The following is a 12,957-nucleotide window of genomic DNA, read 5'->3' on the forward strand; positions in this document are numbered from 1 at the left end:
TTTAGCTCTGTGGTTGTGCGTTTTGTTCACACCTATGTGGTCACTGGTTCGAACCCAGTATCGCCCACCCCGGACCGACGGCCCGGAAGCTTTCAGAAGCTTCCGGGCCGTCGGCGTTTCCGGGTGCCCCGTTCAAGCGCTTCGATCGATTTTCGTCCCAGCCATTGACGTTGCCGGTGCGGCTCCTTACTTTGACCCGGCAAGCGCTTTCTAAAACGATTCAATCAAGCGTAGGGGCGAACTATGTCTCGGAACCAGGGCATGGACCGGCGGCAGATGCTGAAGCTCGCGGGCTTCTCGGCTGCCGGTCTCGGGCTGACCGCGGCCGGCTGCGGCTCGGGCGGCGGCTCGAACGGGCCGGTCACCATCCGGCACGCCTGGTGGGGCGCCGACGACCGGGCGAAGAAGGTCCAGGAGTGCGTCAAGCTCTTCGAGAAGAAGCACCCGAAGATCAAGGTCAAGACGGACTTCCAGCAGTACCCGGACTTCTGGAAGAAGTTCAACACCCAAGCGGCCGGCGGCAACCCGCCGGACGTCATCCAGAACGCCGTGACGTTCCTGCGCAAGTACGAGGCGAAGAACGTCCTGCTCGACCTCAACCCGCAGGCGAAGAAGGGCAACCTCCAGATGGAGGGCTTCCGTGCCGGGCTGGAGAAGTTCGCCGAGATCGACGGCAAGCTGCTCGGCGTCCCGGTCGGCAGCAACTCGATGTCCCTCGTCATCGACGAGAAGGTCTTCGAGAAGGCGGGCGTCGACCACAGCCTCGGCTGGACCTGGGACGACTGGTACGCGGGTCTGCAGAAGATCAAGTCCGGCCAGGGCATAGCCGGCGACTCAGGCCCCCACGGCGTCATGTACCTGTACGACCTGGTGCTGCGGCAGAACGGCAAGGCCTTCTTCACCGAGGAGGGCATGGGCTTCGGTGAGAACGAACTCCTGCCGTACTGGACCGAGGCGCTGTCCCGCGTCAAGGCGGGCATCTACGCCGACCAGAAGAAGGTCGAGCAGATCAAGCCGGCCTCCGCGCTCGCCAAGGGCCTCTCCGCCGGTGAGTTCACCTGGGACAACTTCTCCGTCCGCTACAGCGCGGAAGGCAAGAGCACCTACAGTCTCGCGCCCATCCCGAGCACCGACGGCAAGAAGACCGGTCAGTACCTCGGCTCGCTGATGCTGAGCGGCACGGCCCGTACCAAGCACCCCGCCGAGGTCGCCACCTTCATCAGCTTCATGACTCACGACCCGGAGGTCGCCCGCATCATGGGCTACGACCGCGGAGTCCCCGCCACCACCGCGCAGTTCGAGGCCTTCCAGCCCACCGACGCCCCCAGCAAGGCGATCGGTGCGTACGAGACCGAGATCGCCGAGGCCGGCGTGCTGGAGCCCATCACCCCGCACCCGGCCGGCGCCGATGTCGTGGAGGCGGCGTTCCTGCGCATCGCGGGCGACATGTCCCTGGGCAAGGCCTCGCCGGAGGACTCCGTCAAGCAGTTCTTCTCCGAGGCGAAGACCGCCCTCGCCTCGAACTGAGAGGAATGACGCGGTGACTCACATCCAGATCTCCACGAGCGGCCCGGTCCTCGACACGGACCTCGCCGCCGTGGAGCGGAGCGGCCCGGGACGAAAGACCCGCCCCGCTCCGCAGCCGCGGGGCCACCGCGAGAATCTGACCGGCTATCTCTTCATGTCGCCCTGGATCGCGGGCTTCCTGTTCCTGATCGCCGGCCCCATGGTGTTCTCGCTGTACCTCGCGTTCACCGACTACAACCTGTTCGACGCCCCCGAGTGGGTGGGGCTGAAGAACTTCACCGACATGTTCGCCGACCCCCGCTGGCGCCAGTCGGTCAAGGTGACCTCCTGGTACGTGGTGATCGGCACCCCGATCAAGCTGGCGGCGGCGCTCGCAGTGGCCATGCTGCTGGCCCAGAAGCGCTGGGGGCAGTCCTTCTACCGGGCGGCCTTCTACGCCCCCTCGCTGATCGGCGCGAGCGTCTCGGCGGCCATCGTCTGGCGCGCCCTGTTCTCGGACGACGCAGTCGTCGACCGGGGACAGCAGCTGTTCGGCATCGACGCCGGCGGCTGGATCGGCGACCCACAGATGATCATCTACGCGCTGGTGGCCCTCACGGTCTGGCAGTTCGGGGCCCCGATGGTGATCTTCCTGGCCGGCCTCAAGCAGGTCCCCAGGGAGCTGTACGAGGCGGCCGCGATGGACGGGGCCGGCCCCTGGCGCCGGTTCTGGAGCATCACCCTGCCGATGATCTCGCCGGTGCTGTTCTTCAACGTCCTGCTGGAGACCATCCACTCCTTCCAGATCTTCGGATCGGCCTACATCGTCAGCAACGGCAGTTGCGGCCCGGCCGACGCCACGCTCGTCTACACCTGTTACCTGTACGACCAGGGCTTCGCGAACAGCCGGATGGGCTTCGCCTCCGCCATGGCATGGCTGCTGCTCGTCGCCGTGGGCCTGGTCACCGCCGTGCTGTTCTGGTCCCAGAAGCGCTGGGTGCACTACGAGGAGGGGGGCCGATGACCCCGATGGACACCACTGCCCCCGTACGACGCCGACTGCCCGGCTCCCTCGCCTGGCACATCGGCGCCCTGGTCCTCCTGGTGGTGATCCTCTACCCGGTGGTGTGGACGATCGGCGCCTCGTTCAAGCCGAGCGAGGACATCGTCGGTGCGCTCAACCTCTTCCCGACCGATCCGATCACCGACAACTACCGGCGGCTCGCCGACGGCATCGCCGACATCCCGATCTGGAAGTTCTTCCTGAACTCCGCCTATATCTCCGTCGGTTCGGTGATCGGTGTCGTACTCTCCTGCTCGCTCACGGCCTACGCCTTCACCAAGGTCCGCTTCGCCGGGCGCAACGCCATGTTCGCCATCATGATCGGGACGCTGCTGCTCCCGTACCACGTACTGATCATTCCGCAGTACGTGATGTTCCAGAAGCTGGAGCTGATCAACACCTTCACTCCGCTCCTGATCGGCAAGTACCTCGCCACCGACGCGTTCTTCGTCTTCCTGATGGTCCAGTTCATGCGCGGACTGCCCAAGGAGCTCGACGAGGCCGCCCGGCTCGACGGCTGCGGGCACCTGCGCATCTACTGGTCGATCGTGATGCCGTTGTGCCGGCCCGCGCTCATCACCAGCGCCATCTTCACCTTCATCCAGACCTGGAACGACTTCATGGGTCCGCTGCTCTACCTCAACGAGCCGGACAAGTACACCGTCTCGATGGGGCTGCGGATGTTCATCGACCAGGACGCCGTCGCCGACTACGGCGGCATGATCGCGATGTCGCTGGTGGCCCTGCTGCCGGTACTGGCCTTCTTCCTGGCCTTCCAGCGCTACCTCATCGACGGCATGGCCACCTCCGGCCTGAAGGGCTGAGCACCCGTGGCGACCAAATCCGGCACCGCACCCAGGACCTCCTTCGTCCGGGAGCGATTCAGCGTCTTCTCCGAATGCCTGCTCACCGGCGTGTGGATCACGGTCGCCGCCCTGCCGCTCGTCACGTTCCCCGCGGCCTTCGCCGCGGGGAGCCGGCACCTGCGCCGGTACCTGGCCGGTGAGGCGGGCGGGGTAAGGGAGTTCGCCGCCGACGTACGGGAGGCGTTCCGCAGCGGCTGGCGGATCTCCCTGCTGTGGTGGGCGGCACTCGCCCTGCTCGCCTTCGACTGGCAGGTCGCCCGGTCCGGCCTGCTCCCGGGGGGCCGCCCCCTGATCGTCGTGAGCCTGCTCGGACTGCCGGCCGTCGCCGTCTGGGGACTGCGTACGGCCGCCGCCTGGCGGCCGGGCATCCCCTGGGCGCAGACCGTACGGGCGGCCGGCCGCCGGACCTTCACCGACCCTGCCGGATCACTGCTGCTCGTCGGTGGATTCGTCGCCCTGGCCCTCACCGCCTGGCAGATCCCGCCTCTGGCCGCCCCCGCACTCGGCTGTCTCGCGGCAGCTGCGGTCGCCGCCGACCGCCGCTGACCCCACCAGCCGCACCACGTCCCACCACGTCCCACCACGCGTCAGCGTGCGATCAGTCATGCCCATTTTCGCCACGAATTGGAGTCGTGATGTCCCCGATCCCCCGCCGTACCGTCCTCAGGGCAGCCGCCGTCGCCGGTGCGGCCACCACCTTCTCCTGGGCGCTGAAAGACACCGCCCAGCAGGCAGCCGCCGCCACCGGCAAGGCCGACGAGGGGCCCGTCGAGATCGGCTGGCTGGAGGAGGACGGCCTCGGCGCCGCACCCGGCTCCACCTTCGGAGTCCCCTGGGCCAAGGGGCGCTACCCCGCCGACCAGAAGTTCGCCCTCGCCACCGCCGACGGAAAGGGCATCCCCGTCCAGACGTGGGCCACCGCCAAATGGCCCGACGGCTCCCTCAAGTGGACCGCCCACGCGGTCGGCCCCGAGGCGGGCGGCGCCAAGAAGTTCACCCTCACCACCGGCGAACCCGCCACCGCCGCCAACAGGGTCACCGTCAGGAACAGCGGCGGCTCGATCACCGTCTCCACCGGCGTCATCACCGCGAAGATCGGCAAGACCGGCTCCTCGCTCGTCACCTCCCTCACCCGCGGCTCCACCGAGATCGCCAAGAACGGCCGCCTCGTCCTGATCCGCCAGGGCGAGATCGAGGACGGCGACCAGGGGCAGGAGAAGTACGAGCGCTTCGAGAGCGCCATCAGCCGGACCGAGGTGGAACAGAGCGGGCCCGTCCGCGCCGTCGTCCGCATCGACGGCAAACACCGCCACGGCAACCGCTCCTGGCTCCCCTTCTCCGTCCGGCTCTACTTCTACGCGGGCGCCGAATCGTTCCGCATGATGCACACCATCACCTTCGACGGCACCCAGGAGCCCGGCAAGGCGAGCGGCGACTTCATCCGCGGCCTCGGCGTCCGCTTCACGGTCCCCATGCGCGACGAGACCTACGACCGCCACATCCGCATCGGCGGCGACGAGAGCGGCATGCTCCGCGAAGCCGTCAAGGGCATCACCGGACTGCGCCGCGACCCCGGAGCCGCCGTACAGGCAGCCCAGTTCGAGGGCACGAAACTGCCCGACCCGGCCACCTGGGACCAGCGCGTCACCACCCGCCTCCCGCTCATCCCGACCTGGGGCGACTACACCCTCAGTCAGCTCTCCGCCGACGGCTTCTCCCTGCGCAAGCGCACCAAGAAGGGCCACGGCTGGATCGCCGCAGGCGGCGGCCGACGCGCCTCCGGCTTCGGATACGTGGGCGGTGCGAGCGGCGGACTCTCCTTCGGACTGCGCGACTTCTGGGAGAAGTTCCCCGCCCAGCTCGACATCCGTGGCGCCGACACCGACGCGGCCGAGGTCACCCTCTGGCTCTGGTCGCCGGAAGCGGAACCGATGGACCTGCGCTTCTACCACGACGGTCTCGGCCAGGACACCTTCGCCGAGCAGCTCGAAGGCCTCAACATCACCTACGAGGACTACGAGCCGGGCTTCGGCACCCCGTACGGCATCGCCCGCACCAGCGAACTCGTCTTCTGGGCCAACGACTCCACCCCCAGCGCCGAGGCCCTCGCCCAGCAGACCCGCACCGTGCGCACTCTCCCGCAGCTCGTCGCCCCGCCGTCCCAGCTCATCGGGGCCGGCGTCTTCGGCGGACTCTTCTCCCCGGTCGACCGCTCCACCCCGGCCAGGGCGAAGATCGAGGACCACCTCGACTTCCTGTTCACGTACTACAAGGACCAGGTCGAGATGCGCCGCTGGTACGGCTTCTGGGACTACGGCGACATCATGCACTCGTACGACCCCGCCCGGCACCAGTGGCGCTACGACGTCGGCGGCTACGCCTGGGACAACTCCGAACTCTCGCCCGACCTCTGGCTCTGGTACGCCTACCTGCGCTCGGGGCGCGCCGACATCTTCCGCTTCGCCGAAGCCATGACCCGTCACACCGGCGAGGTCGACGTCTACCACCTCGGCGACTGGGCCGGCCTCGGCACCCGCCACGGCGTCCAGCACTACGCCGACAGCGCCAAGCAGCAGCGCATCGCCAACACCACCTACCGGCGCTTCTACTACTTCCTCACCGCGGACGAACGCGTGGGCGACCTGATGCGCGCCAACGTCGACTCCGACGAGACCTTCCTCGGCCTCGACCCGCTCCGCAAGATCCGCACCGAGCCCTACACCCCGGACCGCCACGCGCTGTCCGTGGGCTTCGGCACCGACTGGAGCGGACTCGTCTCCGCCTGGCTCACCGAATGGGAGCGAGGCGGACCCCAGGCCGAGAAGGCCAAGGCCCGGGTGCTCGGCACCATGGAGACGATCGCCGCCCAGCCCAACGGGTTCGTCCAGGGCAGCGGTCTCTACGACCTGGACACCGGGAAGTTCGCCGTCGCCACCGAACCCGTCGTCAGCGTCTCCCACCTGTCCGGCGTCTTCGGCCTCAACGAACTGTGCGCCGAACTCATCGGCCTGATCGACATGCCGAAGTTCAAGGAGGCCTACCTCGACTACTGCCGCTACTTCAACGCCACCAAGGCCGAACAGACCGCCCGCTACGGCACCAACTTCGGCAGCCTGCTCCTCTTCCAGGGCCACTCCCGGATGGACGCCTACGCCGCCGTGCAGACGGGCGACGAGAAACTCGCCGCCCGTGCCTGGGAGAAGTTCTACAACAGCGACGGCTACAAGGAGTCCGCCCCCTGGAAGACCGAGAAGGTGAGCGGCCCGGTCACCACCGTCCCGGGCAGCGAGGCAAACTGGGTCTACACCAACGACACCGCGCTGTACGGACTCGCGGCAATCGAGAACCTCGCGCTGGTCGGTGACCACATGCCGGCCTGAGGCCCGTGAGGGGTCCCTGGGCCGGCATGCGGCAGATCACCGCATCCGGCCCAGGGCGTCCCGCAGCCGCCGGGCATCGCGGAGCCGCTTCTCGTACGTGGCACCCACCGCCAGCAGCAGCACCCCGGCCAGCGCGGGCGCCACCCAACGGGGCATCGCACCCGCCACCTGCACCACGTACGGCGCCAGCTCGTGCAACGCGTCCAGTGCCAGCACCGCGCCGCCCAGCACCAGCAGCGCCTGGAGCCGCAGCCGCGCACCCAGCAGAGTGATCACCAGGGCCGCCGCGCCCAGCAGCAACGGCCGCAGCCAGTGCGGGTCACCCCAGGCGGCGATGAGAGCCGGCACCAGCGTCACCGCCAGGCCCGCCCCGTAAGCCGTCCACGAGGACGCCGCAGCGTCGCGACGACGCCGCAGCACACCGATCACGAGCGCCGGCACTGTCACCGGCAGCGTGTACGCCTCCGGGGAGGACACCCCGGACGCCGACAGCCGGACCCACGACGCCAGGACGAACAACGCGGTCGCCAGATAACCCGCCACCTCCCGCCGCTCCGGGCGAAGCGCCGTACCCGCCGCCAGCACCCCGCACAGAGCCAGCACCAGGGCCAGGAACGGCGGGTCCTCCAGAGCCGCCACGACAGCGGCCAGCCCCACCGCGCCGCCGGTCAGTTCGAGCGGCAGCGCCACCGGGTGCCCCTTCAGCCGTGCACCCAGACCGGCCGTCAGCGCGGGGACGACGAGCAGCAAGGGCGCCGTCTCGTGCGACGCGAGCCCCACCGACGCACCGAACGCGACGGCGAGAACGGCGGCACACACCACCGCCGCGCACGTCACCACCGCCTGCACGGTCACCACCACCGGCGAACGCGACGGCTCCCCGGGCGCGTCCAACGCCGTCGCGGCACCGGCGAACAACAGCAACAGCGCCCCGAACACCGCATAAGTGGCCGGCTCCGTGGCCAGCGACAACAACGCGACGCCCACCGCACCGACCGAGCCACAGACCCCCGCGGTCAGCGCCACCCCCGTCGTTCCGCGGCCGAGCGCGCCCACTGCAACGATCACGACACCCGCGACCAGCACCGACTGCAAGGCGACAGCCGTGGTGAAGGAGACGTCGAACGCGGGCGGCAGCACCGTCAGCCCCGCCCAGCCGAGCAGCACGGCCGAAGCACCGACGGCCGCCCGCCACCGTGGACCGGGGGACAGGACCGGTCCGGCCCACCGCATCACGCCGTCCCACGACCGGAACGCGGCCCCGAGCGCCACGGCCACCGACAGCAGCACCACCGGAGCCACCGCCATCTCCTGCCACGGCAGATCCGCGGCCCCCAGCGCTCCCCGGACTCCGCCCTCCGGTGCCCCCGCCCACAGCCGGCCCAGCTGAGCCATCGGACCCACCAGTACCACCGCTACCGGGGCGGCTGAGAACAGCACCGACACGGCCGTCACCGAACCCGCCGCCCACACCAGACCCTGCCCGGCCGGACGCCCCAACGGAGCCCGTACACCCAGCAGAAGCAGCCCCGCGCACACCAGATACACCTGCACCGCCCAGCCACCGGGCACTCCGGCCGCCACCACTGCGCCCACCGCGGCGACCGCGGCCAGCCCGGCCACGGCACCCGCGGCCACCGCGACCGTCACCGGCGCCCGGCGGGCCCCCGCGAGAGCGATCACCGCACCGGCCAGCAGCAGCGCTCCCGGCGCCACCGCACCGGCCGGAGCCACGGCCGACAGCGACCGCACCAGAGCCACCAGCAGGCCCGCCCCACCGGTCGCGCACAGACCGACGCAGGCCGTGACCCGTACCGCGACTCCCTTGAACCACACCGCGACCGCGCAGTCCAGCGCCGCGGTCGCCAGCAGCGCGACGGAGAACACCAGAGCGTCCGCCTCCGCGGCCCACGCCCACAGGACCAGCGGCAACTGTGCGCCGGCCACGGCCAGCGGCAGGGGGAGCCGCAACCGGTTCAGCAGCAGACCGTAGGCAGCCCAGAGCACGGCCAGCACGGCAGAAGCGGCGGCCGCGTACCCGAGCCCTCCGGCGTCCGGAACCGCGACCAGGTACAGGGCGACGGCGTCCAGCACCATCAGCACGGATGCCAGCGCACCGAGGGCCTCCGCCGTCGAGGACAGACCCCGTCGCAGGAGCACCGCCGGCGCGGTCAGTGCCGCCACCGTGAGGGCGGTCAGCACGGCAGAGCGCCCACCGATCCCCATCTGACCCCAGCTCACCAGGGTGAACGCGATCGCGGCGATCGCCAGCAGCAGACCACCGAGGGTGAGCAGCACGTTCTGCGCACCACGTGCACGGGCCGGGGGAGCGGACGGCCTGAACGGTGATGCCGGGGAGGCCGGAGCCGCACCCCAGGGCCCGGCACGGCCCGGGGGCGGCGGGAACCGCGGTGTGTGCGGAGCGGTCTGCCCGGGGCCGGGTGCCTGCAGCACGCTCAGCAGCCAGGTGCGACGGGTCAGCAGCTGGGACCGGCGCAGATCGAGCCGGGCGAGCTCACGGTCGAGGAGGACCAGTTCCTCGGCGGGTGGCGGCACATGTTCCATGGAGGCGAGTGTGGTGCGGGCCACGCGAGGGGGCATGCGCTCAGGTACTCAGATCCCCGGCTGAGTACGCGCATCCTGGAGGCATGGACTGGAGCCGGTACCGATTTGTCAGCGTGTGGGAGCTGCCCGCCCCGCCCCGGGCCGTGTACGCGCACCTCGAGCGCGTCGAGGACTACCCGCAGTGGTGGCCGCAGGTCCGTGAGGTCACCCCCGTCGACGACGCCTCCGGCACCGCCCGGATCCGCTCCCTCCTCCCGTACGACCTCGTCATGACCATGCGTGCCCGCCGTCGCGACGCGCCCGGCGGCGTCCTCGAAGTGACCCTCACCGGCGACCTCGAAGGCTGGGCGCGCTGGACCGTCGTCCCGCACGGCACCGGGAGCCGTGCCACGTACGAACAGGAGGTCGTGGTGCGCCGTGCGCTGATGCGGGTCCTCGCGGTGCCGGGACGGGCCCTGTTCCGCGCCAACCACGCGCTGATGATGCGGGCCGGGCGGCGCGGTCTCGCGGCTCGGCTCGAAGCGGTTTGAACCACACCCGTCGAGCCCTGTATGGTTCAACCCGTTCCCGGGCGATTAGCTCAGTGGGAGAGCGCTTCGTTCACACCGAAGAGGTCACTGGTTCGAACCCAGTATCGCCCACCCCGGGAGAGGCCGGTCCGTCAGCAGCACCGACGGACCGGCCTCTGCGTGTCCGGGCGCCGAGACCGCCCACGCTCACGCCGCGGCGCGGAACTCGGGCCGCAGCGGCCAGGCCGGATCGACCGTCTCCGGCGTCCCGCTCTTCGCGAACCAGGCCTGCAGGCCCCGCGCCTGGGCCGCGTGCCACACCGCCTGGAGCGTGTGCAGCTCCGCCGGAGTCAGCCGCTCCAGCCGGCTGGCGAACCGCCGCCCGACCGCCCGGACGAGCTCCAGCGACGCGGCCGCGTCGGCCGCCGCATCATGGGCGCCGTCCAGCACCACCCCGTACAGCTCGCAGAGATCCGTGAGCGTGCGACGCCCCTTGCGGTAGCGGTCCAGATGCTTGTCGAGCACCCGCGGATCGAGCACGCACAACGAGGCGTTCTCCAGATAGCCGCCGAGCGACGACGCCCGGTGCCGCCTCAGCTCCCGGTCCAGCAGCGTCAGGTCGAACGGCGCGTTCATCACGACCAGCGGCCGGCCCGCCGCACTCTGCTCCGCCAGCGCCCTCGCTATCTCCTCGACCACCGGCGCGGGCCAACGCCCGTTGCGCTGGAGGTGGTCGTCGGTCAGGCCGTGGATCTCCGTCGCCCCCACGGGCACCGGAATCCCCGGATTCACCAGCCAGCGGGTGACGCGCAGCCGCCCGCCGGCACTGTCCTGGACGACGAGCGCGGCCGAAACGATCCGGTCCTGCTCGACGTCCACTCCCGTCGTCTCGGTGTCGAAAGAGGCCAGCGGCCCCTCGTACCAATGAGTCATCCCCGAACTCCTCGCGCCCGAGCGGCAGATGGTGTGATTCCTCTGCCCGGTTCGGTGATACCCGCACCCTTTGCCTGATACGCCGTTTGAGGGTGGTCTCGTGCGGTGACAACACAGGTGACGGGGACGGAAGTTGCAACGCCGCCGCGTCCAACACACCCATCGGCACAGCCCGGAAGGCATACGGAGCCATGGCGCTCGCGCAGCCCGACCCGAGCGGGCTGCTGCCCCAGCGGACCGCACCGCTGCGCGGCGCACTCGCCACCACCGCCTGCATGGAGACCCTCCAGGTGGGCTACTTGCACGCGGTCGCGGCCGCGGCGGGGTGCTCCCTGTCGCAGCCCTTCCCCGACAACGGCATCGACTGGCACGTCAGCCACGGAGCCCCCGGTCACGTCGTCGACGACGAGGTGACCATCAAGGTCCAGCTGAAGTGCACCTACCAGATACCGCCCCGGCCGCCCGGCCCGACCTTCGCCTTCACCCTCGACAACGCCCATCTCGTGAAGCTCGCCCGGACCCCCGTGTCCGTGCACAAGATCCTCGTCGTGATGCTCGTGCCCCGGAGCCAGGACGACTGGCTGAGCGCCGGGCACGACCGCCTCGACCTGCGGCACTGCTGTTACTGGACCAACCTGGCCGGTCACGCCGTGACCGGCCGGCACCGGACGACCGTGCGGATCCCGACCTCGCGCATCTTCGACGACCGAGCGCTCTGCGAGATCATGACCCGTGTCGGGGCGGGAGGGAGACCCTGATGCACCGGCCTGTGGACGAGTCCGTCAACGAACTGTTCCCCTCAGCCGTCCGACCCCATCCCGCCGAGCCGGCCGGGCCCCGGCCCGCCGGCTCGCAGCTCGCCGGGGGCCTCCCCGACCCGGCCCGCGTCGACCCCGCGGTCCTCGGGGTCCTGCTCGCCCGGCACGGCTGGCAGCGGCGCGGCGGTGCGGCCGGGCGGTACAGCCGCTGGACCCCGCCCGGACCGCCGGGTGGCTCCACCAGCCTCCTCGTGCCGGACTCCATCTCGTTCCCGGACAGCGAGGACCTGCTGGGGGAGGCCCTGACCGCCCTCGCCCGCAGCGCCGCGCCTTCGGCCCGCGAGGTCCTGGTCTCCCTCGCCGTCCCCAGCGACGAGATCCGCTGGTGGCGCGACGTGCCCGAGCCCGCAGCCGGGGCCGCCGGCGCTGCCAGCTGGACGGGTGCGGAGCAACTGCACGGCGCGGCCCGCCAGATCCTGCTGGCCGGGGCACTCGCCGTCCGAGGCCGGGCCGGCTACCACGGTGCCCGTCATCGCCGCCGCGCCCTGGCGACCCTCGGCTCCATCCTCATCGGCCCCGCGCCCGGCGGCCGCGACCTCACCGCGTTCGTCCCCGTCGAAGCGGGCCGCCCCCTCGCCGTACGGCTCTACCACGCGCTGCACGCAGCCCGGGAGGCCGTCGACTACCAACGGGCCACCGGCGGCATGGAGGCCTTCGACTCCGCCGTCGAGGCGGGCGTCAGCCGCGAACTCACCGAGGCGGTCATCGCGCTCGTCCGCGGCTCGGAAGGGGCCGGGATCGCACTGGACTGGGCGCCTGCCGCGGGAGCCCCCGACGGCTGCCCCGCACGGCCCGAACCGGTCGAGTTCTCCCCGGGCGACCTCCCGGCCCTGCGCCGGGCCGGGGCCCGCTACCTGCGGGAGGAGCCCGCGGTGACGGTACGGATCACCGGTGCCGTCGTCCGCCTGCGCCGCTCGGGGCCGCGCGGGGCCGGAATCGTACGGCTGCGGGTCCTGGCGGGCGCCGAGGTGCCGCACGTGCGGCTGGAACTCGACGAGGAGGCCTACCGGATCGCGGGCCAGGCCCACCTCGTGGGGCTGCCCGTGCGGGTGGAGGGGCAGCTGGAGAGCCGGGGCGGCTTCCGGCGGCTGACCAGGGCCTCGCAGGTGGTTCCGGTGCAGGTCGACGAGGAGGAACGGGACCGGCTGATGAAGTCGCTCCAGGAGAACGTCGACTATTTCGAGGAGGCGTGCACCGGCGAGTAGCGGGGCGGCGGCCGCCGGGAACCGGCCCTTTCGCAATGGGGGGCGTCGGCTCGGTACGATTCCTTCTGCACGCGCTAGAGGAATGCGGGTGCGCCCCCTCAGTCAGGAGAGA

Annotated in this window: 10 protein-coding genes and 1 tRNA gene; 9 read left to right on the top strand and 2 right to left on the bottom strand. The window is 70.7% G+C overall.

From position 1 onward, the window contains the following. Window positions 1-243 precede the first annotated feature (243 nt). The 5 genes from ABZ434_RS24670 (at window position 244) to ABZ434_RS24690 (ending at window position 6,815) form a co-directional block, all read left to right on the top strand. Window positions 244-1,527 (top strand): extracellular solute-binding protein, encoded by a 1,284-nt coding sequence (locus ABZ434_RS24670; RefSeq protein ID WP_359140805.1) that lies wholly within the window; start codon window positions 244-246, stop codon window positions 1,525-1,527. A 70-nt stretch (window positions 1,528-1,597) separates the two neighbouring features. Next, on the top strand, window positions 1,598-2,530 hold the full coding sequence (locus tag ABZ434_RS24675; RefSeq protein WP_359141019.1) for a sugar ABC transporter permease: 933 nt from the start codon (window positions 1,598-1,600) through the stop codon (window positions 2,528-2,530). Next, complete coding sequence (locus ABZ434_RS24680; protein WP_359140808.1) at window positions 2,527-3,393, top strand: carbohydrate ABC transporter permease; 867 nt, start codon at window positions 2,527-2,529, stop codon at window positions 3,391-3,393. The genes ABZ434_RS24675 and ABZ434_RS24680 overlap by 4 nt, the downstream gene beginning before the upstream one ends. Window positions 3,394-3,399: 6 nt before the next feature. Next, complete coding sequence (locus ABZ434_RS24685) at window positions 3,400-3,981, top strand: hypothetical protein (protein ID WP_359140811.1); 582 nt, start codon at window positions 3,400-3,402, stop codon at window positions 3,979-3,981. 89 nt (window positions 3,982-4,070) lie between these two features. Beyond that, on the top strand, window positions 4,071-6,815 hold the full coding sequence (locus ABZ434_RS24690; RefSeq protein ID WP_359140814.1) for a Tat pathway signal sequence domain protein: 2,745 nt from the start codon (window positions 4,071-4,073) through the stop codon (window positions 6,813-6,815). A gap of 36 nt (window positions 6,816-6,851) precedes the next feature. On the opposite strand, the gene ABZ434_RS24695 is transcribed toward ABZ434_RS24690, so the two are convergent. After that, the gene (locus tag ABZ434_RS24695) at window positions 6,852-9,380 is read right to left on the bottom strand and encodes a hypothetical protein (RefSeq protein WP_359140817.1); all 2,529 of its coding nucleotides are present in this window, start codon (window positions 9,378-9,380) and stop codon (window positions 6,852-6,854) included. A gap of 83 nt (window positions 9,381-9,463) precedes the next feature. Here ABZ434_RS24695 and ABZ434_RS24700 point away from each other — a divergent pair, with 83 nt between their 5' ends. Beyond that, a complete protein-coding gene (locus ABZ434_RS24700) occupies window positions 9,464-9,910 on the top strand; it encodes an SRPBCC family protein (protein WP_359140820.1) in 447 nt (148 codons plus the stop codon). 39 nt (window positions 9,911-9,949) lie between these two features. Beyond that, window positions 9,950-10,021: transfer RNA gene (locus ABZ434_RS24705), tRNA-Val, on the top strand. 75 nt (window positions 10,022-10,096) lie between these two features. Here the strand turns inward: ABZ434_RS24705 and ABZ434_RS24710 are convergent. Continuing rightward, on the bottom strand, window positions 10,097-10,822 hold the full coding sequence (locus ABZ434_RS24710; RefSeq protein WP_359140823.1) for a 3'-5' exonuclease: 726 nt from the start codon (window positions 10,820-10,822) through the stop codon (window positions 10,097-10,099). A gap of 191 nt (window positions 10,823-11,013) precedes the next feature. Here ABZ434_RS24710 and ABZ434_RS24715 point away from each other — a divergent pair, with 191 nt between their 5' ends. Continuing rightward, entirely contained in the window at window positions 11,014-11,580 is a 567-nt protein-coding gene (locus ABZ434_RS24715; protein ID WP_359140826.1) for a DUF4365 domain-containing protein, read from the top strand. After that, on the top strand, window positions 11,580-12,845 hold the full coding sequence (locus ABZ434_RS24720; protein ID WP_359140829.1) for a hypothetical protein: 1,266 nt from the start codon (window positions 11,580-11,582) through the stop codon (window positions 12,843-12,845). Before ABZ434_RS24715 ends, ABZ434_RS24720 begins: the two co-directional genes overlap by 1 nt. Window positions 12,846-12,957 lie beyond the last annotated feature (112 nt).

Origin of the sequence: Streptomyces sp. NPDC005761, assembly GCF_040630635.1 — a bacterium.
In the GTDB taxonomy this organism is placed as follows: Bacteria; Actinomycetota; Actinomycetes; order Streptomycetales; family Streptomycetaceae; genus Streptomyces.